Consider the following 23739-nt stretch of genomic DNA (forward strand, 5'->3'; position numbering starts at 1 on the left):
TACGGGTGATGGGTAGGTATTCACGGTAGTGGCGGGGTGAAAACGGCTCAATAGACCCGACGCAATCCTTACGCCGTCGGGCCCATTGTTATGCACTCTTTACGGGGCGTTACGGCTGTGGCGGTAATCGCTGACCGCTTCATACACGGCTTTGCGCAAGCGGTTGATGCCGCCGATGGGACGGTGGTCCGCAATGCCGAACCAAGGGTTGAACGACTGGTTGTCGCACGCCAGGTTCTGCTCGGGCGTGTCGAAGTCCTGCGCCGGGATACGCACCTTGGCCACGGTTTCATACGGCGCATCGCTCTCCTTCCATTCGATGCTGGTGTCTTCGATCGGCATGAATTTCTGCGGGTTCTGCCGCTGGATCTGCAACACGAAACACGCAGGCTTGCGATCGGTGGACAACTGCTGGCTCAACGCGCTACGCAGGAAATTCGGCAGGTCCTGGTTTTGTTTGGGCAGTTGATATTCCGGGCAGCTCTGCGGGTCGGGTGCGACGCGAAACTTGGCGTTGGCGCTGCCGAACTTGTAGGGCGAGACTGAAAAGTAGGTGGTCTGCGTCGGGCTGGCCGGCGCTGGCGCCAGCGTGGCCAGGGCGATAAACAAATGACGCACCTGCCAACTGCGCGGGTCGACCTTGGGGAAAAACGCCAGGACTTTTTTGCCGTCCGCCTGCGCACCGATGTTCTGCGCGTATTCCGCCACATCGCTGACAAAGAAGTTCGGGTGGCTGAACATCACGAAGTCCTGTTCCGTGCGTGTCTGCTGGTCGGCCAGCAGTTGCTTGCCCGGCACGTCCAGCAGCTTGAGCGCCATGCCGCGCGCATCACGGATGCTGTCGAACTGCGGGTAGGCGTTGCCGTTGGACAGGCGCATCAGCGCCTGCCAAGTCTTGCCCGGCTCGGCAAACACGCCCTGGCGCAGCGTCGGGTCTAGATCGGCCGGCACGCTGACTTCGGCCTTCACGCAGCCATGGGCCTTGGCGTGGGCATCACGCAGGTAGCGCGTGCCTTCGCGATGCTGGTCGACGATGCGCACGGCCGTTTGGATGATGCCTTGGGTCATTGCCGCTTCGCCGGGCGGGATCTGCTCGTTCGGCGACACCGGGCCGCTGTGCTGCCAGGCGTACCAGGCGCTGGCGCCCAGCCAGCCGAGCAGGCCGAGGCCAACCAGCCACAGTAAGGTCTTGCCGAGAAACCTGCCGATGCGCAGCCAGAGACGGGCGAGCAGGGAAGGTTGGTCGTATCGGGATCGAATCATCATGGCAGTTGTTGCTCCAACGGGCCGCCCAGCACTTTGAGGTATTCCAGCAGCGCCCAGCGTTCCTGCGGTAGCAGGCCACGGCCGATGACGCCATTGCCACGAGCGCCTGCACGGAATTCGTGGCCGCTGTTGTGGTTGCCGGTGATTTTGGTATCGAACAGAAAGGCGTTCTTGAATGCCGCGGTCTCGAAGCCGAGATGGCGCGGGTCGTAGTTGAAGGTGCCTTTATAGAAGGTGGCGCTGCGCTCGTCCTGAGGCGAGAGCAACTGGTAGATCGTCGGCACCGAGCCGTTATGCAAGAACGGCGGTGTCGCCCACACGCCGGCCAGTGGCCGCGCTTTGTAGGCGCGCAGCTCGCGCACGCCGATGGGCAGGCCGTACCCGTCCAGGCGCGGGCGCTCAGCCGGGGTCACGCCGGCGGCGCGGTAGGCATGCGCTTCGACGAAGGCAGTGACGTAGGCGAGGCCCTTGGCCACGGACATCTTTTTCAGGTCCAGCGGCTCGGTCGGCGTGGGGTGCAGTTCGACGTTGAGTGTGGCCAGTTCCGCCGGGTCCCATTGCAGGGCGCTGAGGTCATAGCGCTGGTCGGCGATGTTGCTGGCGGTGCCGGGGTCGGTGCCGATGTAGTCCACCGGCAGCATTTTCAGCTGTTGCACCGGGCGGCCGTTTTCCTGGGTGACGCTGGGGACGTGGCAGCCGGCGCAGTTTTCGGCGAAGAGTGCACGGCCTTGGGCGGCGAGCGGCTTATCGATGGCGCCGAACAAGTCCTCGGGCCAGGTCGGCGGCTTGAGGCGCTGCAAGGTTTCTTCAATCAGGTTGAGGTCGCGCACGCGTACGCTCGACGGGTAGCGTGCATCGCCCTGGAGCGGCTGGCCGGCAGCGTCGAAAAAGGTCAGGGTCGCGCCCACGCCCAGGGCTTCACCGATATTGCGCGCCATGGGCTGCTGCGCCGAACCGTTCCATTGCACCCAGTCGAAGGTCCAGATATCCCACAATTGCGGGTAGTCCACCGGCGCATTGGCGACGCGATAATTGTCCGGGGAAATGGCATCGCCAAAGCTGGCGTTGGCGATACGGCCAAAGGCGTCCGTGCGGCCGGGGCCTTCTTCGGTGGGGTAGAGGCCGCGGTGGGTGTCGTTCCAGGCCACCTTGAGGAACTTGTTCAGTGACTGCTTGAAGTCCTGGCGCAGTTGCTTGTGCTCTGCGTCGTAGCGGTCGCCCAGCACCTGGCGGGCGAAGCGTTCGAACTTCCACGGGTTGTAATAGGTGGCGGCGAGGCTGGCGACCAGGGCCTGGCCGAAACTGCCGCCGCGCAGGGTGGGGACGCTGGAGGGCAGCACATGCTGGGCCGAGCCGCCGTCAATGCGCAGGGCCTGGCCTTTGAAATGCAATTCGCCGGTATGGCAGGCGGCGCAGGTGATATCCAGGTAGTCGACGTTGCTGTCGGCGTTTTTATGCCGGGCGAAACCCACGGGCAGGTTGCCGGGGTTTTGCGCGGTGGGCACCTGCTTGGGGTCGACCAGGAAACCGAAGCGCGCCAGATACTCCGGCGTGGCGAAGCGTTGTTCGGAAAACGGCAGTTCCAGGGCGGTGAACCAGTCGTAGTGCAGGCCTTTTACTTGAGTGCCCTGGGGCGTGAAGTAATAGGTCTGGCGGTCGGCGGCACTCCATTGGTCCTGGTAGTGCACCTGCTCCACAGGCACGTAGTCCGGTAGCTTGGGGTTGAGGGTGTAATAGAGCACCACGGCCAGAATCAGGCCGAGTGCGGCGAGTATCAGGAGTAAAACACGGGAAAAAATGCGCAAGATGGCTATCCTTGTCTCGGTCTTGTCGACGGGTCGCGTTGTTATGCCACTACGCCACAAGTGCGGCAAGTGGCCATGAGCCTGGTAGTCGGCGGTCCCACGATCCTTCGCGGGACCCCATCATGAATGAAAATGCTTTTAAACACGTGAACTTATCAGAAGTTTCCTGCTCAGATGCCGGTAGCCATTGGTCGTGGCCGCCTGATAAGCTCGCGACTTTATTCGATTGCCCTTTTGGCGCATGAACAAGGAAATAGCATGAAACAGCATCGGTTGGCGGCGGCGGTGGCCCTGGTTAGCCTGGTACTTGCGGGTTGTGATTCGCAGACCAGCGTAGAGCTGAAAACCCCGGCGCAGAAAGCTTCCTATGGCATCGGCCTGAACATGGGCAAGAGCCTTGCCCAAGAAGGCATGGATGACCTGGATTCCAAAGCAGTAGCCCAAGGCATCGAAGATGCCGTCGGCAAGAAAGAACAGAAGCTCAAAGATGACGAGCTGGTTGAAGCGTTTGCCGCTTTGCAAAAGCGTGCTGAAGAACGCATGACCAAGATGAGCGAAGAGTCGGCAGCCGCCGGCAAGAAATTCCTCGAAGACAACGCCAAGAAAGACGGCGTCGTCACCACTGCTTCCGGTCTGCAGTACAAGATCACCAAGAAAGCCGATGGCCCTCAGCCTAAGCCGACTGACGTGGTGACTGTGCACTACACCGGTAAGCTCACCAACGGCACTACCTTTGACAGCTCCGTAGATCGCGGTAGCCCGATTGACCTGCCGGTCAGCGGCGTGATCCCGGGTTGGGTCGAAGGCCTGCAACTGATGCACGTCGGCGAGAAGGTCGAGTTGTACATTCCTTCCGACCTGGCCTACGGCGCACAGAGCCCGAGCCCAGCGATTCCAGCCAACTCCGTGCTGGTATTCGACCTGGAACTGCTGGCCATCAAGGACCCAGCCAAGGCTGAAGCTCCTGCAGCACCAGCCGCCAAGAAGTAATCGGCGCCTGAACACACAACGCCCCGTCTCGACGGGGCGTTGTTGTTTGTGGGAGGGGGCTTGCCCCCGATGGCGGTGGATCAGTCACCTTATGCAGTGGCTGATCCCTTGCTATCGGGAGCAAGCCCCCTCCCACATTGAAGCCTCTGCAGATCCGAACGAACGTCTGTAGCGGGCAACAGTCTGATATAAAACCTGAGCATGGCTATCCGCACATCAACGCCAAGTCAATGAAATCTTGGGTTTTTCTTCAGTGCGCAAAAAACGCCCGATCTGACTGAAAGCCATGTAATCCGTGGCTTTCAGCCCGGAAAATGGGCTCTGTTCACAAGGTTATCCACAATTTGTGTGGATAACCTTTCATGTCGCCTGGAACTGGAGTGACAAATGAAACCACCCTTCAATTTCACCCGTTTCCTGCCCATGGCCGCGCGTCTTCTGGGGCGCGGCCGTCTGCCGACGCTGTTGTTCGCGGTCGCCGCCAAAGGCTCGAGCCAGGGGAATCGCCTGGGCAAGCTCAAGGATGACCTCAAGTTGCTTCAGGCGTTGTGCCTGGCGTACTGGCGCGGCGAATACCGGGCGATCAGTCCCAAAGCGCTGATCTCGGTGGTGGCGGGGTTGATGTATTTCCTGAGCCCGATCGATGCGATCCCGGACTTTATCCCCATGTTCGGCATGCTCGACGACATCGCTGTGTTAGCGTGGGTCATGAAGACCCTGGAAGGCGAACTGAGCGCCTTTCGCGCCTGGCGTGACGCCCAGCGTCCGGAAAAGCTCGCCGTGGTTGAGCGCCTGCCTGCGACGCCTGCGCTGCTGTCCAAGGAAAACCCGCAAAAAAACCGATGACACGGGTTATCCCCCTGCGACCTTTGTGGCTGTTAGGATTACACTCCTAAGGAAAGAGCTTACTTAGTAAGTGTTGTTATCCTACGGGGCAGTCATGGATATTCAGATAATTTCACGGAATGGCGAACCCGAATACGCGGTGTTGCCATGGGATCAGTACCAGGCGCTGCTAAAAGCTGCCGGTCAGCAACAACCGACGCTACCTCCTTCTATATCGACTGCCCAAGCCGCCCCCGAACAGGATCTGCGCCCGCCCGCAGACCTGCGCGGCCTGCGCGAAGCCAAGGGCCTGGCTATCGAGACCCTGGCCCGCACCGTGGGCATCAGCCCGTCATATCTTGGATTGATTGAAAGTGGTGAACGCCAGCCGGATGCCGCGATCCGCCGCAGCCTGGCCTGGGAATTGGGCGTTGCAGGTTGGAGGGATGAATCTTGAGCCTACGTATCAGCCGTCAACATTGGGATGGGTTACTCAACGAACTGGACCAGGCGCGTCGCCAGCGCCATCTGCTGACGTACCGCGCCTTGCTGGAACGCCTGCAATTTCCTACGCCGGCCATGCAAACCCTGGCCGCGGCCCTGGAACACCTGGCGGCGCTGGATGCCAAGGCCGAGCAGCCGTTGCGCAGCTCACTGGTGATCAGCCAGGGCGCCAGCCGCTTGCCGCGTACCGGTTTTTTTGAATGTGTGGAGCGGCTTGGCCGTTTCAGCGGACCCTCCGATGGCGTGGCCGCTGCCTCCTGGCATGCCTCGGAAGTGGTGCGGGTATTCGAATACGAATACCCGGAATCCGCCGAGGCCTAAAGCGCCTGGGGCAGGGCGTCCATGCTGTCGATCACATGGATACTGTAACCGGCCACGTCCTTGGCATGGTGCTTGGCTTGCGAGGCCAGTTCCGCCAACTGGCTGGCATCGAGTTGTCCACAGGCCTGTGGATATAAATGCACCACGCCGATGGACAGCGACAGCAGCGCAAACTCCTGGCGCACACCCTGGCGGTTCAACGCCACGAAACAGCCGGCGTCGAGGTGTTCGGCGCGGTAGAAGCGCCGGCATTGGGTGTGAAAGTCATCCAGCAATTGATTGAGCCGTTTGCGCCAATCCTGCGGACCCAGCACCAACAAAAAGTCATCGCCACCGATATGCCCGACAAAGTCACGGGTGGGATCGACGCGGTCATTCAGGCACTGCGCCAGGCACAGCAACACCTCATCCCCACGCCCGTAGCCGTAGATGTCATTGAACGGCTTGAAACTGTCGATATCCACGTAGCAGATCACCGACTCCCGTTGTTGTTGCAGCAGGCGTGTGAGGCACTGCTGGATCGGCACGTTGCCCGGCAGCAGGGTCAGCGGGTTAGCGTAGCGCGCCTGCTGGATCTTCAGCTCGGTGATCAGCTTGAGCACGTCGATCACCCGGCCCAGGCCCAGGTAGTCGCCATTGAGCGTGATGATGAAATCTTCTTCGATACGTTGCCGCGCGCGGCTGGTGAGCAGGCGGCTGACTTGTTGCAGCGACTGGCTCAACTCCACCGCCAGGAAGTCGGTGCTCATCAGGCGGCTGATGGGCTTGCGCGCAAACAGGTCGGTGGCGAACGGCTTGAGCAGCGCATCCGACAATAAGTGCCGATGGACGATACCGATCGGCTGCCCGCGTCCGTCCAGCACGGCCAGGGAGTTGAGGTTGGCCTGTCGACGAAACGCTTCGAGCACTTGGGCGGTGGCGGTGTCCTGGTCCACCGCGGGGTGCTCGCTGAGCAAGGCGCTGAGGTCGCTGCCTTCCTCCGTGAGGGTAATGTTGGCTGTGTCGGGCTTGGGCAGCATCTTGCGTGCTTCTTGTGGTGGGTGTTCCTGCGGGCGGCAGAGCAGGTAGCCCTGGACCAAGTCCACGCCCATCTCCGTCAGCACCGCCAACTCCTCCGGCAACTCGATGCCTTCGGCGATCACCTGGGCACGCGAAGCCTTGGCGATCTGCAGGATGGAGCCGACAAACTCGCGCTTGAGCGCATCCTGATGAATGCCGTCGATGAAGTGCCGGTCGATCTTCACGTAATCCGGGCGTAACTCCGACCACAGCCGCAAGCTGGAATAGCCGGCGCCCAGGTCATCGAGGGCGATGGCAAAGCCCATGTCGCGGTAGTGATGCAGGGCGGTTTGCAGCAGGTCGAAGTCGTCAGTGGGTGTTTGCTCGGTGAGTTCGATCACGACCTGGCTGGGTGGAATGCCATAGTCGCGCAGCAGTTGCAGCGTGCGTCCCGGCTGGTGCGCCGTTTCCATCAAGGATTCCGGCGAGATGTTCAGGAACAGCTTGCCCGGCAGCTTCTGTTCGCTGAAGCGTCGGCAGGCGCTTTCGCGGCAAGCTATTTCCAGTTCGCTGAGACGTCCCGCATGGCTGGCCACCGAGAAGAGGGCGACGGGGGAGTGCAGGGGGCTGTTGGAGGGGCCGCGGCTCAGGGCTTCGTAGCCAAGGATTCGTCGTTCGGAGAGGCAGATGATCGGTTGGAACAGGCTGTGCAAACTGCCTTGAGCCAAGATAGAGCCCAGTGCATTCAGCTGTTCGGTCATGGTCATGGCGATCTCGATCGAAAAAAAAGGACCGCAGGCGAGAAGCCTGCGGTCCTTCATTTCACGACAGAATGATGTCTATATGATGACACTCCGAGGAGCGACCACATTAAATCGCCATCATTTACTGCTTGGCCACCTGCTTGGTGATTTTCAGGTAGTCCAGCAAAATCCGGCCAGTCTCGGCCAGGTAGGCGTCGTCTTCCGGCTTGGTTTTGTCGGCCTCGGTCGGCAGCGCATCTTCATCTTCTTTCTTCAGCTCCTTGAGTGGATCTTCACCCTTGGCCTTGCGGCGGATGTTTTCCAGTGCAAGTTGCTTGTTTTCGATGTCGCTGTGCTGCGCGCGGCGGTCGACTTCGTTGAGGCTGACGGTTTTTTCTTCCATCAGCTTCTTGGCCAGGGCCAGCTTGTCGCGGATAAACACGAACTCGGCGTCCTTGGCGGAGCGGGTGTCGTGATCAGCCTTCAACTGCGCCAGGAATGGCTTGAACGGATCCGACGCCGGCTTGATCGCAGGGCGGATGGTGTCCCACGGCATGGCTTCCGGCAGGGCGCTTTCGCCGATTTCCTTGGTGTCGATGATCGACGGGAAATCGATGTCCGGCAGTACGCCCTGATGCTGGGTGCTCTGCCCGGAAACCCGGTAGAACTTGGCCAGCGTCAGCTTCAGTTCACCATGGTTCAGCGGCTGAATGGTCTGCACGGTGCCTTTACCGAAGGTCTGGCCGCCGATGATCAAGGCGCGGTGGTAGTCCTGCATGGCACCGGCGAAAATCTCCGAAGCCGAGGCCGAGAGGCGGTTGACCAGCAATGCCATCGGGCCTTTGTAGAAGGCGCCCGGGTTCTCGTCTTCCAGCACATCCACGCGGCCGTCAGCGTTGCGTACCAACACCGTCGGGCCTTTGTCGATAAACAGGCTGGTCAGCTCGGTGGCTTCCTGAAGGGAACCACCGCCGTTGTTACGCAGGTCGATGACCACGCCGTCGACTTTTTCCTTCTGCAGCTCGGTGAGGATTTTCTTAACGTCGCGGGTGGTGGACTTGTAGTCCGGATCACCGGCACGGAACGCCTTGAAGTCCAGGTAGAAGGCCGGAATCTCGATCACGCCCAGCTTGTAGTCCTTGCCATCCTGCTTGAGGTTGAGGACTTTCTTCTGCACGGCCTGGTCTTCGAGCTTCACCGCTTCACGGGTGATGGACACGATCTTGCTGGTCTGGTCGTTCGGTGCATTGGTGTGCGGAATCACTTCCAGGCGCACCACGCTGCCTTTCGGCCCACGGATCAGCTTGACCACTTCGTCCAGGCGCCAGCCGACGACATCAACCATCTCTTTGTCGGCTTGGGCCACACCGATGATCTTGTCGGCAGGCGCCACTTGCTTGGTCTTGTCCGCCGGACCCGCCGGCACCAGGCGCACGATCTTGACCTGGTCATTGTCGCTTTGCAGGACGGCACCGATGCCCTCCAGCGACAGACTCATATTGATATCGAAATTTTCCGCGTTATCTGGCGACAGATAATTGGTGTGCGGATCGTAGGACATCGCAAAGGTGTTGATGTAAGCCTGGAAGATATCTTCGGCACGGGTCTGGTCCAGACGTGCCAGCTGATTCTTATAGCGCTTGGTCAACAGCTCCTGGATAGCCTTGGGGTCTTTGCCGGCGATCTTCAAACGCAGCACTTCGTCCTTGACGCGTTTGCGCCACAGGTCGTCGAGTGCGGCGGTGCTGGTCAGCCAAGGGGCGTCCTTGCGGTCCACCAGAAGGGATTCCTTCTGGGTGAAGTCGAGTTTGTCGACACCCTTGTTCAGCTCGGCCAAGGCGAAGTCCAGACGCGCTTTGACGCGGTCCAGGTAACGCTTGTAGATGGTGAAGCCGGGCTGCAGGTCGCCGCTCTTGAGGAAGTCGTCGAACTGGGTTTTCCACTTGTCGAACTCAGCGATATCGCTGGCCAGGAAGTAGCTGCGCGACGGATCCAGCAGCTTGAGGTAGCTGTCATAGATGATCACCGAGCGAGCGTCGTCCAGCGGCGGCTTGCTGTAGTGATGACGCTTGAGCAGTTCGACGACGTTAAGGCTCGCAATCACCTCATCGCGATCCGGCTGAAGGTTGTCCCAGCTGTTGGCTGCGAACGTATTGGTCGACATCGACGCGAAGCCGAGACCAATGAAAAGAGCGAGGGCGGTGCTGGGGAACAAATGCTTCATGCTGATTCGACGCGGGGGCAATTGATAACGCATATTAGGCCGTCTTTGAGGGAGCCGGTTCCATATGGTCCGGTCGCATAATGCAAAAAGCCCGGCGATACAGCTACGGGCTCAGTCCAGACTCACTATGGAGGCACTGTGAAAGCATTGCAAGGCGTTGACGGTCATGTGGAGTGGTTGGAAGAACCCAGTCCTACCTGCGATGTAGGGCAAGTTCGCATTCGTGTGGCGGCAGCGGGCCTCAATCGCGCCGATTTATTACAGCGTGCGGGGCTCTATCCACCGCCACCGGGCGCCAGTCACGTGTTGGGCCTTGAGTGTTCCGGGGTGATCAGTGAAGTGGGCGCGGGCTCATCCTGGCAAGTCGGCGACCGCGTCTGCGCGTTGCTCGCCGGTGGCGGCATGGCCGAAGAAGTGGTGGTGGATGCGCGCCACGTATTGCCGGTCCCGGAAGGCCTGTCGCTGATCGAAGCGGCCGCGTTGCCTGAGGTGTACAGCACGGCGTGGCTCAATCTGTTCCAGCTGGCGGGCCTCAAACCCGGTGAAAAAGTGCTGTTGCACGCTGGCGCCAGCGGCGTGGGTTCCGCGGCGATCCAGTTGTGCAAGGCATTTGGCAGCCCGTGCTGGGTCAGTGTCGGCTCGGCGGAGCGCCTGGCCTATTGTGAGGAACTCGGCGCCCAGGGCGGCGTGGTACGGACCGACGGGATCGAAGGGCTACGGGATTTCGGGCCGTTCGATGTGATTCTTGACCCGGTGGGCGGCAACTATGCGGCGCTGGACCTCAAGCTGCTGGCCCTGGATGGGCGTTGGGTATTGATCGGCTTGATGGGCGGTCGTGACGCGCAGTTGGACTTGGCCCAGGTGCTGGGCAAGCGCATTCAATTGTTGGGTTCGACCCTGCGCAGTCGTGACGACTCGTTCAAGGCGGACCTGTTCAGTGATTTGAGCCAACACGTGTGGCCGTTGTTTGTTGAGGGCCGCTTGAGCCCGCAATTGGCCAAGACCTTCTCGATCCAGGACGCTGAGGCGGCGTTTGAAGCGCTGGCGACGAATCAGATTTCCGGGAAGCTGGTGTTGGTGATTGACGAAAGCCTGAGCTGAATGGGGATGCGTTGAACAATGTGGGAGGGGGCTTGCCCCGATAGCGGTGTGTCAGTGAAGAATGTTTCATCTGACAGACCGCCATCGAGGGCAAGCCCCCTCCCGCATTTGATTGCATTTCACTTCAAGAGAGTCAGATCCAATGGTGGATTGGCCAGCCTGCCTGTTCGGCGTGGGCGCGTAGCACCGGGTCAGGGTTAACGACTTGCGCAAACTCCACCTTACTCAGCAACGGCAAATCATTGCGCGAGTCCGAATAGAAATACGCGCCCTCCAATGTTTCCCCTTCTTGCTCCAGCCATTCCAGCAACCGCGTGATCTTGCCTTCACGATACGTCAGGACACCCACGGTACGCCCGCTGTACACGCCATGGCTGACGTCCAGTTCAATCCCCAGCACTTCATCGATGCCGATTCGCGCCGCAATCGGCGTGACCAAGTGCGTGCTCGAGGCGGAGATCACCAGAATCCGGTCGCCATTCGCACGGTGGCGGGCGATGGTCTTGGTGGCGTCGCTGTAGATCAACGGCTCGATCACATCCTCGACCCACGGCGCCACCAAGTGCTCGATTTCTGCCGGTGTGCGGCCGATCATCGGCTCCAGGCTGAAGTCCATGAAGTCTTCCATCTTCAGCTCGCCCCGGCTGTAGGCATCCATCAATTCGTGGTTCTTGCGCATGAACGACTCGGGATCGACCCAGCCCAGCCGGCCCATCTGCTCGCTCCACAGGGTGGCGCAGTCGCCGTGGATGAGGGTGTCGTCCAGATCAAAAATTACCAATGCCATCCGTCATGCTCTCTCAAATAAAACGTTGCATCAGGCTACTTCACACAGGGCACTGGGGTCGATGGAAAGTGCCAGGCGTTGTCCGTCCGGGTGCAGGTCGTCGGCCGAGCGGTTGAGCACGTCGACCACCAGTTCCACGCCGCGCGCTTCGATGCGGTAGCGAATGACGTTGCCCAACAGGCTGTGGCTGCGCACCAGGGCGTCGAGTTCGCCATTGCGGCTCAGCTCGATGGCCTCCGGGCGAATGGCGATACGGCTGTTGATCGGGCGTTGCAGCAGTTGGGTGGCCTTGTCGGCGTCCAGCAGGTTGTAGTTGCCGATAAACCCGGCGGCGAATACATCCACCGGTGCGGTGTAGAGGGTCTCGGCATCGCCGCTTTGCACGATCTTGCCTTGGTTCATCAGGAAGATCCGGTCGGACATGGTCAGGGCTTCTTCCTGATCGTGGGTCACGAAGATGGTGGTCAGGCCCAGTTCGCGCTGGATCTGGCGGATCTGTTCGCGCAGGTGCTTGCGGATCCGTGCATCCAGCGCCGACAGCGGCTCATCCAGCAGCAACAGGCGCGGGCGGGTCACCAGGGAGCGTGCCAGGGCCACGCGCTGGCACTGGCCGCCGGACATCTGGTGCGGGTAGCGGCCGGCGAGGTCATTGAGTTCGACCAGTTGCAGCACTTCCTGCACGCGCTTGTGGCTGTCGTCGGCGTTGACCTTTTGCATGCGCAGACCAAAGGCGACGTTCTGTTCCACGGTCATGTTGGGAAACAGCGCATAACTCTGGAACACCATGCCGATATGGCGTTTCTGCGGGCTCAGCGGGACGATGTCCTGGCCGTCGAGCAGGATTTGCCCGCTGTCGACCGAAGTCAGCCCGGCGATGCAGCGCAGCAGCGTGGACTTGCCGCAACCGGACGGGCCGAGCAAGGTGACGAATTCGCCCTTGGCGATCTCGCAGTTGATATCACTGAACACCGGGGTGCCGGCGTAGCCTTTTTGCAGGTGTTGGACGCTGACGAAGCTCATTGGCTTTTGTCCTTGTTCAAGATATTGGCGGCCCAGGTCAGCACCAGCACAAAGAAGAAATAAGAAATCACGACGGCGCTGGTGAAGTGGCCGCTGCTGTTGCGCATGTTGTTCAGGTACACCTGCAGGGTTTCGTAGCGGGTACCCACCAGGATGTTGGCGAACACGAACTCGCCGAACAGGAACGAGAACGACAGCAACAGCGCCACCATCAGGCCTTTGCGCAGGTTCGGCAGCACCACCAGGATCGCCGCCTGCCAGGTACTGGCACCGAGCAGTTGCGAGGCGTCCATCAGGTCGCGCAGGTTGATCGCCTGCAGGTTGTTGGTGATCGCCCGGTACATGAACGGCAGTGCGACGGTGAAGTAACAGCCGATCAGGATCCACGGCGTGCCGACCATCGCCATCGGCCCGGAGCCATACAGTTGCAGCAAGCCCACCGACGACACCACCGGCGGCACCGCGAAGGGCAGCAGGATGAGGATGTTCATCAGCGCGTCGAGCCGGGGGAAGTGGTAATGCACCACGAACAGCAGCGGCAAAATCAACACTACCGAGAGGATCAGCGCACCCACGCACACCAGCAATGACTGCCCGAAGGCCATCAGGAAGCGCGGGTCGCTCCACAGCTGCACGTACCATTTCACGGTGAAACCGGCGGGCAGGATCGTCGCTGACCAACTGCTGGCAATGGAATAGACAAAGGTGCCGATCAGCGGCAACACCAGGATCGTAAACAGCAGGTACACCACCACGCGGTGGTAGAGGGAGGCCGGGCCGGCTTCAGCGCGAGACATGGTAGCTCCTCTTGAGCAGCAGTTGATGGACCACGGTGACCACGGTCATCAACGCCACCAGCACCACGGCCAGGGCGCTGGCCAGGTTCGGGTCGAGCGACACATCACCGGACACCAGCCCGGCAATGCGGATCGGCAACACGTTGAAGTTGCCGGTGGTCAAGGCGTAGACGGTGGCATAGGCGCCGAGGGCATTGGCCAGCAGGATCACGAAGGTACCGAGCAGGGCGGGGGTGAGCACCGGCAGGCCGATATGCCGCCAGAACTGCCAGCCGTTGGCACCCAGCAGGGACGCCGACTCACGCCAGTCTTCGCGCAGCGCGTCGAAGGCCGGGTACAGCAGCAGCACGCCCAATGGAATCTGGAAGTAGGTGTAAAGGATGATCAACCCGGTCTTGGAGTAGAGGTTGAAGTCCTGGATGATCCCCGCCTGCTTGAGCATGAGGGTGATGCTGCCGTTGAACCCCAGCAGGATGATGAACGCAAAGGCCAGGGGCACACCGGCAAAGTTGCTGGTCATGTTGGCGAAGGCGGTGACGAAATTGCGCAGCGGCGAATCCACCCGGCGCAGGGAGTAACTGCCCAGGGTGGCGATGATGATGCCGAAGACACTCGAGTAGAAACTGATCTCGAGGCTGAACTGGATCGCTTGCAGGTAGAACTTCGAGCTGAAGATCCGCGTGAAGTTTTCCAGGCCCCAGCCGGCTTCCTCGGTCTGCAGGCTGTTGATCAGTACCCACACCAACGGGGCGATTTCGAACACGATAAAGAACAGTGCGAAAGGCACCAGGCACAGCAGTGCCAGCCATTTACCACGGATCATTTCAACAGCTCCCGGCACACAGGTTTGTCGTGGGGCGCGCCCAGCAGTTCGCAGACGGTGCCGCACAGCTCGGTCTGTTTCGGCGCAGCGTGGGTGTCCAGGCTGAAGGCATCGCCGAGCACAAACAGCGGCACTTCGCGTTCTTCCGGCAGCAGGCCATTGTGGGAGCGGTCGTTGTTCATGCCGTGGTCGGCGGTCACCAGCACTTGGTAACCGGCGTCGAGCCAGGCTTGCAGGTAATCGGCCAGGATGATGTCGGCCGAGCGTGCGCTGTTGCGGTATTGCGCCGTATCGAGGCCGTGCTTGTGGCCGGCGTCGTCGATGTTCATCGGGTGCACCACCAGGAAGTTCGGCGCGTGCTTGAGGCGCAGGCTTTCGGCGTCGGCAAACAGGTGGGAATCCGGGTAGTGGTCATTCCAGTAGAAATGCCCGTGCTGGATCGCCAGCGCCGTGTCGTCGGTGTGACGGTCGCGGGCGGCGAGAAAGGGCGTGCGGTTATACAACTCGCTGACCCAATGGTAGGCCGCCGCTGCCGTGGTAAGGCCGGCGTCGGTGGCGTAATGGAAGATGCTGCGCTGGTTGGACAGGCGCGAGACGTTGTTGTGGACGATGCCGCTCTGGATGGGAGGCACGCCGGTCAGGATGCACTCATACAGCGGGCGGGACAGGGCGGGCAGTTCACATTCCAGTTTGTAGAGGGCTGCGCGTCCTGCGCCGACATAGGCCTGCAAGTGCCCCATGGCGTGTCGGGCAACCTCGAAGTTCAGGCCGTCGAGCACGACTAGGATGACATTGTGCTTCATGGGGGCTGGCGCTCCGCAACGATGGACTTGACTCAATATTCCTGGAGCATCTGGGTTCAAGTGTGGGAGGGGGCTTGCCCCCGATAGCGACGTGTCAGTTTGAATATCTGTGACTGATCCATCGCCATCGGGGGCAAGCCCCCTCCCACATTGGATCTCCAGTGGAGCTCCAATGTGGGTAACCGGCTTACTTCATCTCTACGATGACTTGCTCGTTCCACAGCTGCGGCAGCTTCTTGGACGTCGCTTCCCACGCATCGGCATCCTTGATCGGCTGCGGGTTGGCCTTGGTGTACTGCTCGCCCGGGATCAGGTTCTTGGCGATGTCGGCCGGCAGTTTCAGGTCGGTTTCAGCGCGGATCGGACGTGCATTGCCTTTCGCCAGGTTGAGCTGGCCGGCATCGCTGAAGATGTACTCGCGGGTCAGCTTGGCGGCGTTCGGGTGCTTGGCGTATTTGTTGATGATAGTGGTGTAGCCGGATTTAACCGAGCCGTCCGATGGGATCAACACCACGTAGTCATCCGGGTTGGCCATCTTGGCCTTGTAGCTCAGGCCGTTGAAGTCCCAGACCACGCCCACTTCGACTTCGCCTTTCTCCATGGTGGCGATGGTCGGGTTGGACAGCGAGAGACGGCCTTGCTGGGCGATCTTGGTGAAGAATTGCAGGCCGGGGGCGATGTTCTTTTCGTCGCCTTTGTTGGCGATGGCGGCTGCCAGTACACCGTTGGCCGCTTGTGCCGCGGTGCTTACGTCACCAATGGAGACCTTGTACTTGCCGCTCTGCAGGTCAGCCCAGCTTGTAGGTACTTCAGAGCCGTGCAGCAGCTTCTTGTTGACGATAAACGCGATGGTGCCGGTGTAGGCCAATGCCCAGTGACCGTCTTTGTCTTTAGCCCAATCCGGCACCTGGGCCCAGGTGGACGGTTTGTACGGTTGGGTGACTTCCTGCTTCACCGCGATTGGACCGAACGCCGCGCCGACGTCGCCGATGTCGGCGCTGGCGTTGTCTTTCTCGGCCTTGAACTTGGCGATTTCCTGGGCCGAGCTCATGTCGGTGTCGATGTGCTTGAGGCCGTATTTCGACGCCAGGTCTTCCCAGGTGCCTTTCCAGTTGGCCCAGTCATCGGGCATGCCGACGCTGTTTACAGCGCCTTCTGCCTTAGCGGCAGCTTCCAGGGTTTTTAGATCGGTATCAGCGGCCATGGCGGCGGTGCACATGGCAATGGTCGAGCCTAACAGTGATGCCAGGAAAAGCTGTTTCATCCGAAGCTCCTTTGGGCGTTTTCAACGCGGCGTTTGTTTCGACGGTGTTGTTGGTCTAGGTCAGAGCAATACCTGAGCCAATCTAGACGCGATGGATGACAGTTTCATGTCGATGTCGTTTTCAAAGCGCTGATGTCGCTGCGCGCTGACTTAGCGTAGACCATGCCCAAGTGCCCGTAGGGATTGGACTTGGCCGATGTATTGCAGGGTGTGCTGTGGAAGATGTACACGGACTGTCATCTGTCGGTCATCTGTAATGCCTAGGCTGGCACGCAGTAAGGCAAGCCCGATTACGGAGCGGTTTGTGCACCTCATCGGTGCTGGTCTAGTCCAGATAGGTAACGTTGATGCGAGATGAGGCAATCAAGGCGGTGACCTCCATTGGCCTGGCGCTGCAAGAGCAGATTGACCACGGCCTGTTGCCGCCTGCCAGCAAACTGCCCGCCGAGCGCAAGCTCAGCGAGTTGTTTGGTACCACTCGGATCACGGTGCGGGAAGCCTTGTTACAACTTGAGGCCCAAGGCCAGATCTATCGCGAGGAGCGGCGCGGCTGGTTTGTCTCGCCGCCGCGACTGGCCTACAACCTGATGCAGCGCAGCCATTTTCACGCGATGGTCAGCGATCAGGGGCGCGTGGCGTCCACCGAAGTGATCTCTGCACGGCTGCAACCGGCTTCGGCGGCGGTGTGTGCGTGGTTGCAGCTGCCGGCGCTGTCCAGCGTGATCCAGATTTGTCGGGGCCGGCGGATTGATGGGCGCTTGGTGTTGTATGTGGAGCACTACCTGAACCCGCAGTATTTTCCGGGGATTCTGGACTGCGATTTGAATCAGTCGATGACCGAACTGTATGCGCGCAAGTACGACCTGCACTACGGGCGCGTACGCTTTGAAATCGTGCCGACGTCACTGCCGGTCGAAGCCGCCGCCGCATTACGCGTGTCGGTGGGCAGCCCAGGCTTGCGGATCGCCCGGGTCAACTATGACCAGCACCAGCGTTTGATCGACTGCGACCTGGAGTTCTGGCGGCACGATGCCATCCACGTCGGCGTGGATGTGGTCTGAGACATGTAGTGAGCGGGCTTGCCCCGCGCTGGGTGGCGAAGCCGCCCCAACCGAGCCCCCTTCAGTGTGTCAGGTACACCGCGGTGTCGGGTTTTGGGGCGGCTTCGCCACCCAGCGCGGGGCAAGCCCGCTCACTACAACAATCTTATTCAGATGTTAGGGTGTGAGCGCCTTGATCACCTGGTCCACATTGGTTTCCAGCTCGGTCACCGGCTCCGCACCGTCGACATTCAGCACCAGCAACTGCGAACCGCCGGCTGCAACCGCGGCCTTGACCGCCTCATTCGGCTGGCGATGATGCAGCACCACCGCGACGTCGTTGTCCTTCAACTCGGCACTGAGTGCCTGCAACGCCTCGGGTGTCCAATCGGCGTCAGGCCGTGCGTCGGTGCTGAGCACTTCCAGGTTTAAACCGCTGACCAGGTACGCGAAGTGATCACTCAAGCTAACCACGCTCAGGTTATCCGCCTTGGCCAGTCGCGCTTCGCTGTCGGCGGTGAGCTTGAGCAGGCGTTGCTTGAGGGCGGCGAGGTTGGCGTCGATCTTCGGCTTGGCGGTGGGCGCCAGGCGGCTCAGGTCGGCGGCCAGCACATCGGCCATGCGGCCCATATTGTTGCTCGACTGCCACGGCTGGCTGTTCAGGCCATCGGTGACGCCTGGCTGCACCGCGATGCCCGGCAAACCGCCATCCACCGGGCGGGCGGCGTCGACTTCAACGATGCGGATATTGCTGCGTCGCGCCACTGGGTACAGCGGGTCATCGGCCCACAGCGAGCGCAGGCCGATGGCGGCGTCGGCGTCCAGCGCCAACGTGCTCAGGGCCTGCGCGCCGCGGCCGGTGAAGTAGGACACCTGGCGCGAACCGGGCAAGTTGGCCGGAGCGGCTCGCTCCAATTGCACGTCGGTGCCTTTGAGCAGCACCTCGGCCAGGCCGTAGGTGATCGGCAGCGAGGCAAGGACCTTCACCGGTTTTACAGACTTGGCCTTGCTCAGGGCGGCGTGACCCAGGCCGGGATGGATTTTGAGGGTCTTGGGTTCTGCACCGTCGACAGCCAGTGCCGAAGTGCTGATCAAACAAGCGATGGCCAGGGCCAATGGACGAAAGACAGGGCGCATTATCCAAGATTCCCTTTGAGGCTGGGCACGGTGCCGCGCGCGATGGCGGCCAGGGCGAAGGCGATACCGGCAACCAGAATGATCGCGGCGCCGGATGGGATCGGCAGGTCGAAGATGATCGGCAGCAGGATCCCGCACAGTGTGCTGACGGTGGCAATCACCACCGAGACCCAGAAGAACCCTTTGAGCGACTGGCTCAGCAGGCGCGCCGCTGCGGCCGGAATCACCAACAGCGCGCCTACCAGGATCGCGCCGATCACCTTGACCGCCGCCACGGTGATCAGCGTCACCAGGATCACGAACAGGTAATCCAGGGTCTTGACCGCCACGCCGCGCACTGCCGCCAGTTGCGGGTTGAAGCTGGCGAGCATGATGCGGTTGTACAAGGGCAACGCCAGGGCCATCACCAGCGCGCCGACAATTGCCAGCACCGCCAGATCGTTGCCATTGACCGTCAGCACTGAGCCAAACAGCACGTTTTCCAGGATATGCACGTTGATCTTGCCGGCCAGGATCAGCAACAGGCTCGCCCCCAATGCCAGCGACACCGACAGGAACACGCCGATCAAGGTATCCGGCGCCAGGCCCGTGCGGTTGCGCAGGTAGTTGAGCAGGATGCCGAACAACAGGCAGTAGCCGAACAGGCTGCCGTAGGGCCCGGTGTAGGGTTCGCCGAGCAGAATGCCCACGGCGACCCCGGTCAGCGCGGCGTGGCCGACCGCTTCGGAGAAAAACGCGAAGCGCTTGACCACCACCAGCGTGCCCAGGCCGCCCAGCACCGGGCCGATCAGCAGACCGGCGAGCAGGGCGTTGACCACAAAACCGTAGGCCAGTGCCTCCGGCAAATAGCCGGAAGAGGCCCAGCCCTGGACCATCAAGCGAAAGGCTTCATAACTCATTGCGCCGGGCTCCGAGGGTGGGTGGAGAACAGGGTCAGCAGGCGGTCCGGGGTCAGCGCCTCCTTGGGCGTGGCGTCGAACAGCACACGGCGGTTGAGACCGGTGACGCGGTCGGCCAGGCGGCCCACGGCTTCCAGGTCGTGCTCGATCCACAGCACGGTGATCCCGGCCAGGCGCCAATCATTGAGCAGGCGTTCGAACACCTGGATACCGGCTTCGTCGAGGGCCGACATCGGCTCATCCAGCACCAGCAATTGCGGCGCCGGGATCAGCCCCTGGGCCAGCAACACGCGCTGGCGCTCACCGCCAGATAACGCCCCCATGCGGCGCGTGCGTTTGTCCTGCATGCCGATTCGCTCCAGCGCCTCGCCAATAGCACCGGCGTACTGCTTGGACAGGCCTAGAAACGCCGGGCGTCGCTGGCACATGGCAGCCATGAAGTCATCGACGGTCATCGGCAGTCCCCGATCGAACTCCAAGGCCTGGGGCACATAACCGATGGTGCCGGGCGTGGTCGGCCAGTGCAGGCTCAACGTGCCCTGATGCGGGGTTTGCCCCAGCAATGTCTTGATCAGCGAGCTTTTCCCGCCGCCGTTCGGCCCGACCAGCGCATGGATGCTGCCCGGCTGTACCTGGAAACTCACGTCATTCAGGATCGCGGTGCGACCCAAGGTCAGGGAGACCTTATCGAACTCAATCGTCGGGCCGACGCTGACCGCCTTCAGTTGTTCCACCGCCGTCATGCGCCCGACTCCTGAATCGCCCGCACCACGGTATTGAGGTTGCCGGTCATTTCCACTTCGTACTTCTCGGCGCTGTATTCGCCGTAGGAAATATGCGACAGCGGGTACAGCTTGACCCCGGATTCACGCTGGATGGTGTCGACGTAGGTGGACGGGAAGTCCATCTCCGAGAAGATCACCTTCACGTCCAGGGCCCGCAGTTCATCGATGGTTTTCTTCAACTGGCTGGGGCTGGGCTCGATGCCGTGGGCCGGTTCGACCACGGCGGTGACTTCCAGGCCGAATTCGCGCAGCAGGTAGTCGTAGGCGGCGTGTACGGTGGCCACGCGCAGGTCGGGGTTGGGGGCGTTGGTCAACTTGGCCAGGGCATCGGCGCGCATCTGGCGCAGGCGCTTGCCGTAGGCGCGGGCGTTCTGGGTGTAGGCCTTGGCGTTGTCCGGGTCGAGCTTGCCCAGTTCGCGGGCGATGTTGTTGACCTGGGCAATCGACGCACTGATCGACAGGAAGGTATGCGGGTTGACCACCTTGCCCGCACCGCGTGCGGCATTGCCGGTAGCGGCCAGCAGCGGCACGTTGGCGTTGGCCTCGACCACCGGGATGTCCGGGCGTTCGCTGGTGGCGATCATGCGGTCGGCGAAGTCATCATGGCCGACGCCGTTGAGCACGATGACGTCCAGGGTGCCGATGCGCTTGATGTCTTCGGCGCGTGGCTCGTAGGCATGGGGGTTGAAACCGGCCGGAATCAGCGGCACCACCTCGGCTTTGTCGCCGACGATATTGGCCACGTAGCTGTAATAAGGGTGCAGGGTGATGCCGATTCGCAGGCGTTTACTCGCTTCGGCATTGGCGAGCGGGGCGAGCATCAGGCTGAACAGGCCAACCAGCAACAGGCGCAACAGGGGGGATGAAGTAGACATGGGCAATCGGTCTTCTCGTTCAGTGGCGGTGCTGGCGAGTGACGCCGGCATCGAATTGCGCGACCACCTGCTGCCAGCCGGCTGCGATCAGCGCCTGGTCAGAGAGGTCGGAAGGGGCGGCGAGGTTGGCTTGGCGGTTGAGCCAGATATCCGGCTCGGCACCGTGCACGCGCATCAGCAGCGAGCCGCTGGTACCCGGCGCCTGGCTCAAGCCCAGGTAGGCCGAGGGGGCTAGCAATTGCCAACGATGATCACCACGGCTGACCGAGCTGGCGTCCTGGGCAAACGGCGCGAAGCCTTCTTCGGCCAATTGCGCCGGGCTGGGTAGCGCGCTTTGCTCTTGCTGCAACAGCTGGATCTCATCCAGGGTCACCCGCAGGTCGGCGTAGATGCCTTGCTCGGCGGCGCTCAGGTCGCGGCGGGCGTCCAATTGATGGCTGGGGACGGCCGCCACTTCCTGGGATTCACCGTGCAGCGCGATCACCGAACCCGCCACCGCCAGGATGATCAGGCACAACAACAGCACGTAGAGGGTTTCGTGACCGGCACCGGCGGGGCGTACAACCTGTGTGGTACTCATTGTGGCTGGATATCCGCTTGGTCGATTTCCACCACGTGGCCGGGGCCTGCATCAAACAACACATAGAACTCGGCGGACGGCTTCTTGAAGGTCAGCGTGGAGTCCTCGCCAAGCTTGCCGGGCAGCAGGATGGTTTCGTCGTAGCCGATCACATCCAGGGTCACGCCGGGCGCGCCGCTGCCGTCGGAGAAACCGCCTTTGCACTGGATCTGCTCGCCGGGGATTTCCTTGCACTCGCACATCGGGTTGTGGGCCAGGGCGACGGTACTGAAACCGGCGCTCAGCAACAGCACGCCGCAGGCGCGGGTCAGGCGCATCAAAGTCATGGTTTAACTCCTTGCTTGTTCAGCCAGGCAATAGTGGCAGGCGAGGCCTGGCTCAACGGGATGGAACCCTGGTGCATGCTGCCGTCCCAGCCTTCCATGGTGATCCAGACTTCAGCATCGGCTGGCGTGCGTTCCGGAATCGGCAGGGCGGCGCCCATGCGGTACGGCGTGCCGAAGAAGATCACCCCAGCGGCCCGCAGGCTGCGCGGTTTGCCGATACGCAGGTAGGTGGCCTTGACCTGGTTGGCGCAGGTGTCGCACAGGGATGCGTTGAAAAACTTCATCGGGCCGGCCGGGTCGGGGCTCGGGCCTTCATTGCGAAATTCCGCGAGGGTCAGGCTCCAGGGCCCGACCTGCACCTCGCCGGCCACGCGCTCGCCGATGCCGGCATCGCCGCGAAACAGCGCCGCATCGGCGAAGTACTTGGGCATGAAGCCCAGGGGCACCAGCAACAACAGCACATTGATATGGAAGCGCCATTTCAGCCAGAAGGCGCGCAACGGCGACGGCGGTACAGCAGCGACCTTGCTCATCGGTGGACCTCCGAGGTTTCAGCCTGCATGGCCGGGATGGCCACGGGCTTGTGTTGGGCCTTGGCTTCACGCTTGAGCGCATTGAGCGTTGCCAGGGCGGTGCGCTTGGTCCAGATCAGCAGGCCACTCAACACCATCATGCTCAGTACCAGGCCAAAAAATGCCCAGATCAGCTTGATCCACAGGCCACCGAAGTCGCCGGTGTGCAGGGGGCGCATGGATTCGGTGACGAACTCCAGGGTGGTGCGGTCGGAGAGCAGGTGCGAGACGGCGATTTCACCGTTATAGGGGTTCAGTTGCGCGGTCTGGAACATCAGCGGGTACCAACCGCGCCCGCCAATCTGCAGATGGCTGTAAGCGTTGAGCGGTAGGAACGCGAACGTTGCGTCCAGGCCCGGAATGCGTTGGGTCGCGATCTTGATGGCGTCGTCGAGCGGGATCATGGGCGCCGGTACGCCAGGGGCGGAAGTCGGCACTTTCTCGCGGGCAATCACCGGGACAATCGGCTCGCTGGAGATGGAGATCTGGTTGTCCCCCAGGAATGCCTGGATCAGGAACCAGGTGCCGGTAATCGAGATAACCGCGATAAACCAGATCGACCAGATGCCGCTCAGGCGGTGGAAGTCGCCCCAGAAGATCCGCGCTCCGTGGCGGATACGCAGGGTCGGCCGGAAAAAACCTTTCCAGAACCGCTTGTACACCACCAGCCCGGTGACCAGTGACGCCAACAACGGCAAGCCGAGGAAGGACACCAGGTACCAGCCCCAGCTATAGCCGTTGGTAAACGGCACCAGCCACCAGCCGTGCAGTGCGCGCGTGAATTGCTGGAAGTTGAATGCCGGGCTGATGCCCTGGATCGCGCCGGTGTAGGGGTTGGCGTATGCCTCGACCGAACGCCCGTCGGGGTAGCTCAGGCCGACGCTGAGTGCAAAGTGCGATTCGTCGGGGCGGATGATCGAGCGGACGATCACCTGGGGCTCGTCACGCTTGATCGCGGCGATCACCTGGTCAAAGCTCAGCGGTTCGGCGTCATCCGACGGTTTGCTCGCACGGATATCCGGGTTGGCCAGCCAGACGATCTCCTGGCTGACCACCGCCAGGGTGCCGGTGACGCAGACGATCAGTACAAAGAACCAGATGGGCAATGCCAGCCAGCTATGCACGAGAAACCAGAGTTTGGAGCGCGACTTCTTCGACATGTGAATGAGGGTCTTGATCGGAGGGGGGCAGTGAAGGCCCGAAAAAGGCCAGTCGTAGCTTTTGCTGACGCGACAGGCTGTATCTAAGTTAAG

The 23739-nt window shown here is 61.4% G+C and carries 24 protein-coding genes; 6 read left to right on the plus strand and 18 right to left on the minus strand.

Translation table 11 applies throughout. The features are described 5' to 3' along the window. Window positions 1–99: 99 nt before the first annotated feature. Entirely contained in the window at window positions 100–1266 is a 1167-nt protein-coding gene (locus tag BM403_RS29565; RefSeq protein ID WP_012723272.1) for a catalase family protein, read from the minus strand. Next, on the minus strand, window positions 1263–3071 hold the full coding sequence (locus BM403_RS29570; protein WP_046036531.1) for a di-heme-cytochrome C peroxidase: 1809 nt from the start codon (window positions 3069–3071) through the stop codon (window positions 1263–1265). The genes BM403_RS29565 and BM403_RS29570 overlap by 4 nt, the downstream gene beginning before the upstream one ends. A 258-nt stretch (window positions 3072–3329) precedes the next feature. On the opposite strand from BM403_RS29570, the gene BM403_RS29575 reads away from it, so the two are divergent. The 4 genes from BM403_RS29575 (at window position 3330) to BM403_RS29590 (ending at window position 5711) form a co-directional block, all read left to right on the plus strand. After that, window positions 3330–4061, plus strand: a complete 732-nt coding sequence (locus tag BM403_RS29575; RefSeq protein ID WP_012723274.1) for a BamJ family beta-barrel-assembly machinery protein — start codon at window positions 3330–3332, stop codon at window positions 4059–4061. Between the two features lie 387 nt (window positions 4062–4448). Continuing rightward, complete coding sequence (locus tag BM403_RS29580) at window positions 4449–4907, plus strand: YkvA family protein (RefSeq protein WP_025859432.1); 459 nt, start codon at window positions 4449–4451, stop codon at window positions 4905–4907. A gap of 94 nt (window positions 4908–5001) precedes the next feature. After that, complete coding sequence (locus BM403_RS29585) at window positions 5002–5343, plus strand: helix-turn-helix domain-containing protein (RefSeq protein ID WP_093546693.1); 342 nt, start codon at window positions 5002–5004, stop codon at window positions 5341–5343. Next, window positions 5340–5711 (plus strand): hypothetical protein, encoded by a 372-nt coding sequence (locus BM403_RS29590; RefSeq protein WP_005786715.1) that lies wholly within the window; start codon window positions 5340–5342, stop codon window positions 5709–5711. Before BM403_RS29585 ends, BM403_RS29590 begins: the two co-directional genes overlap by 4 nt. Here the strand turns inward: BM403_RS29590 and BM403_RS29595 are convergent. Both BM403_RS29595 and BM403_RS29600 read right to left on the minus strand, forming a co-directional pair. Beyond that, window positions 5708–7477, minus strand: coding sequence for a bifunctional diguanylate cyclase/phosphodiesterase (locus BM403_RS29595; RefSeq protein WP_012723277.1), 1770 nt, complete (start codon window positions 7475–7477; stop codon window positions 5708–5710). The genes BM403_RS29590 and BM403_RS29595 overlap by 4 nt on opposite strands. Window positions 7478–7595: 118 nt before the next feature. Continuing rightward, window positions 7596–9677, minus strand: coding sequence for a carboxy terminal-processing peptidase (locus tag BM403_RS29600; protein WP_012723278.1), 2082 nt, complete (start codon window positions 9675–9677; stop codon window positions 7596–7598). Between the two features lie 138 nt (window positions 9678–9815). Between BM403_RS29600 and BM403_RS29605 the strand changes: the two genes are divergently transcribed. Continuing rightward, the gene (locus tag BM403_RS29605; RefSeq protein ID WP_012723279.1) at window positions 9816–10778 is read left to right on the plus strand and encodes a zinc-binding dehydrogenase; all 963 of its coding nucleotides are present in this window, start codon (window positions 9816–9818) and stop codon (window positions 10776–10778) included. A 133-nt stretch (window positions 10779–10911) separates the two neighbouring features. Here BM403_RS29605 and BM403_RS29610 read toward each other — a convergent pair whose 3' ends face one another. The 6 genes from BM403_RS29610 to BM403_RS29635 form a co-directional block, all read right to left on the minus strand. Further along, complete coding sequence (locus tag BM403_RS29610; protein ID WP_093546659.1) at window positions 10912–11565, minus strand: HAD family hydrolase; 654 nt, start codon at window positions 11563–11565, stop codon at window positions 10912–10914. A 30-nt stretch (window positions 11566–11595) separates the two neighbouring features. Further along, window positions 11596–12585, minus strand: coding sequence for an ABC transporter ATP-binding protein (locus tag BM403_RS29615; RefSeq protein ID WP_093546662.1), 990 nt, complete (start codon window positions 12583–12585; stop codon window positions 11596–11598). Next, complete coding sequence (locus BM403_RS29620) at window positions 12582–13382, minus strand: ABC transporter permease (protein WP_093546665.1); 801 nt, start codon at window positions 13380–13382, stop codon at window positions 12582–12584. Before BM403_RS29620 ends, BM403_RS29615 begins: the two co-directional genes overlap by 4 nt. After that, window positions 13369–14205: an ABC transporter permease gene (locus BM403_RS29625; protein ID WP_012723283.1), complete on the minus strand. Its 837-nt coding sequence runs from the start codon at window positions 14203–14205 to the stop codon at window positions 13369–13371. Before BM403_RS29625 ends, BM403_RS29620 begins: the two co-directional genes overlap by 14 nt. Then, window positions 14202–15008: an alkaline phosphatase family protein gene (locus BM403_RS29630; protein ID WP_043205111.1), complete on the minus strand. Its 807-nt coding sequence runs from the start codon at window positions 15006–15008 to the stop codon at window positions 14202–14204. Before BM403_RS29630 ends, BM403_RS29625 begins: the two co-directional genes overlap by 4 nt. 187 nt (window positions 15009–15195) lie before the next feature. Beyond that, complete coding sequence (locus BM403_RS29635) at window positions 15196–16272, minus strand: ABC transporter substrate-binding protein (RefSeq protein ID WP_012723285.1); 1077 nt, start codon at window positions 16270–16272, stop codon at window positions 15196–15198. Window positions 16273–16619: 347 nt separating this feature from the next. Between BM403_RS29635 and BM403_RS29640 the strand changes: the two genes are divergently transcribed. Next, window positions 16620–17333, plus strand: coding sequence for a UTRA domain-containing protein (locus BM403_RS29640; protein WP_043205112.1), 714 nt, complete (start codon window positions 16620–16622; stop codon window positions 17331–17333). A gap of 156 nt (window positions 17334–17489) precedes the next feature. On the opposite strand, the gene BM403_RS29645 is transcribed toward BM403_RS29640, so the two are convergent. Genes BM403_RS29645 through BM403_RS29680 form a run of 8 tightly spaced genes read right to left on the minus strand, consistent with a single transcriptional unit; the run spans window position 17490 to window position 23646 of the window. Next, on the minus strand, window positions 17490–18449 hold the full coding sequence (locus BM403_RS29645) for a metal ABC transporter solute-binding protein, Zn/Mn family (RefSeq protein ID WP_093546668.1): 960 nt from the start codon (window positions 18447–18449) through the stop codon (window positions 17490–17492). Further along, the gene (locus BM403_RS29650) at window positions 18449–19348 is read right to left on the minus strand and encodes a metal ABC transporter permease (protein ID WP_012723288.1); all 900 of its coding nucleotides are present in this window, start codon (window positions 19346–19348) and stop codon (window positions 18449–18451) included. The genes BM403_RS29645 and BM403_RS29650 overlap by 1 nt, the downstream gene beginning before the upstream one ends. Beyond that, a complete protein-coding gene (locus tag BM403_RS29655) occupies window positions 19345–20091 on the minus strand; it encodes a metal ABC transporter ATP-binding protein (protein WP_093546671.1) in 747 nt (248 codons plus the stop codon). The genes BM403_RS29650 and BM403_RS29655 overlap by 4 nt, the downstream gene beginning before the upstream one ends. Then, complete coding sequence (locus BM403_RS29660; RefSeq protein WP_093546674.1) at window positions 20088–21008, minus strand: metal ABC transporter substrate-binding protein; 921 nt, start codon at window positions 21006–21008, stop codon at window positions 20088–20090. The genes BM403_RS29655 and BM403_RS29660 overlap by 4 nt, the downstream gene beginning before the upstream one ends. A gap of 19 nt (window positions 21009–21027) precedes the next feature. Continuing rightward, window positions 21028–21588 carry a DUF6162 family protein gene (locus BM403_RS29665; protein WP_046036536.1) on the minus strand — a complete coding sequence of 187 codons (561 nt, stop codon included), beginning with the start codon at window positions 21586–21588 and terminating at the stop codon, window positions 21028–21030. Further along, window positions 21585–21914, minus strand: coding sequence for a hypothetical protein (locus BM403_RS29670; protein WP_012723292.1), 330 nt, complete (start codon window positions 21912–21914; stop codon window positions 21585–21587). Before BM403_RS29670 ends, BM403_RS29665 begins: the two co-directional genes overlap by 4 nt. After that, complete coding sequence (locus tag BM403_RS29675) at window positions 21911–22447, minus strand: hypothetical protein (RefSeq protein ID WP_046036537.1); 537 nt, start codon at window positions 22445–22447, stop codon at window positions 21911–21913. The genes BM403_RS29670 and BM403_RS29675 overlap by 4 nt, the downstream gene beginning before the upstream one ends. Further along, on the minus strand, window positions 22444–23646 hold the full coding sequence (locus BM403_RS29680) for a PepSY-associated TM helix domain-containing protein (protein ID WP_046036538.1): 1203 nt from the start codon (window positions 23644–23646) through the stop codon (window positions 22444–22446). The genes BM403_RS29675 and BM403_RS29680 overlap by 4 nt, the downstream gene beginning before the upstream one ends. Window positions 23647–23739 lie beyond the last annotated feature (93 nt).

The organism is Pseudomonas sp. OV546 (assembly GCF_900116845.1).
Lineage (GTDB): Bacteria > Pseudomonadota > Gammaproteobacteria > Pseudomonadales > Pseudomonadaceae > Aquipseudomonas > Aquipseudomonas petroselini.

Coding starts and splice junctions, on each gene's coding strand:
- BM403_RS29565 (WP_012723272.1), bottom strand. CDS start 1,266: ATGATGATTCGATCCCGATACGACCAACCTTCCCTGCTCGCCCGTCTC.
- BM403_RS29575 (WP_012723274.1), top strand. CDS start 3,330: ATGAAACAGCATCGGTTGGCGGCGGCGGTGGCCCTGGTTAGCCTGGTA.
- BM403_RS29580 (WP_025859432.1), top strand. CDS start 4,449: ATGAAACCACCCTTCAATTTCACCCGTTTCCTGCCCATGGCCGCGCGT.
- BM403_RS29585 (WP_093546693.1), top strand. CDS start 5,002: ATGGATATTCAGATAATTTCACGGAATGGCGAACCCGAATACGCGGTG.
- BM403_RS29595 (WP_012723277.1), bottom strand. CDS start 7,477: ATGACCATGACCGAACAGCTGAATGCACTGGGCTCTATCTTGGCTCAA.
- BM403_RS29600 (WP_012723278.1), bottom strand. CDS start 9,677: ATGAAGCATTTGTTCCCCAGCACCGCCCTCGCTCTTTTCATTGGTCTC.
- BM403_RS29610 (WP_093546659.1), bottom strand. CDS start 11,565: ATGGCATTGGTAATTTTTGATCTGGACGACACCCTCATCCACGGCGAC.
- BM403_RS29615 (WP_093546662.1), bottom strand. CDS start 12,585: ATGAGCTTCGTCAGCGTCCAACACCTGCAAAAAGGCTACGCCGGCACC.
- BM403_RS29620 (WP_093546665.1), bottom strand. CDS start 13,382: ATGTCTCGCGCTGAAGCCGGCCCGGCCTCCCTCTACCACCGCGTGGTG.
- BM403_RS29625 (WP_012723283.1), bottom strand. CDS start 14,205: ATGATCCGTGGTAAATGGCTGGCACTGCTGTGCCTGGTGCCTTTCGCA.
- BM403_RS29630 (WP_043205111.1), bottom strand. CDS start 15,008: ATGAAGCACAATGTCATCCTAGTCGTGCTCGACGGCCTGAACTTCGAG.
- BM403_RS29635 (WP_012723285.1), bottom strand. CDS start 16,272: ATGAAACAGCTTTTCCTGGCATCACTGTTAGGCTCGACCATTGCCATG.
- BM403_RS29640 (WP_043205112.1), top strand. CDS start 16,620: ATGCGAGATGAGGCAATCAAGGCGGTGACCTCCATTGGCCTGGCGCTG.
- BM403_RS29645 (WP_093546668.1), bottom strand. CDS start 18,449: ATGCGCCCTGTCTTTCGTCCATTGGCCCTGGCCATCGCTTGTTTGATC.
- BM403_RS29650 (WP_012723288.1), bottom strand. CDS start 19,348: ATGAGTTATGAAGCCTTTCGCTTGATGGTCCAGGGCTGGGCCTCTTCC.
- BM403_RS29655 (WP_093546671.1), bottom strand. CDS start 20,091: ATGACGGCGGTGGAACAACTGAAGGCGGTCAGCGTCGGCCCGACGATT.
- BM403_RS29660 (WP_093546674.1), bottom strand. CDS start 21,008: ATGTCTACTTCATCCCCCCTGTTGCGCCTGTTGCTGGTTGGCCTGTTC.
- BM403_RS29665 (WP_046036536.1), bottom strand. CDS start 21,588: ATGAGTACCACACAGGTTGTACGCCCCGCCGGTGCCGGTCACGAAACC.
- BM403_RS29670 (WP_012723292.1), bottom strand. CDS start 21,914: ATGACTTTGATGCGCCTGACCCGCGCCTGCGGCGTGCTGTTGCTGAGC.
- BM403_RS29675 (WP_046036537.1), bottom strand. CDS start 22,447: ATGAGCAAGGTCGCTGCTGTACCGCCGTCGCCGTTGCGCGCCTTCTGG.
- BM403_RS29680 (WP_046036538.1), bottom strand. CDS start 23,646: ATGTCGAAGAAGTCGCGCTCCAAACTCTGGTTTCTCGTGCATAGCTGG.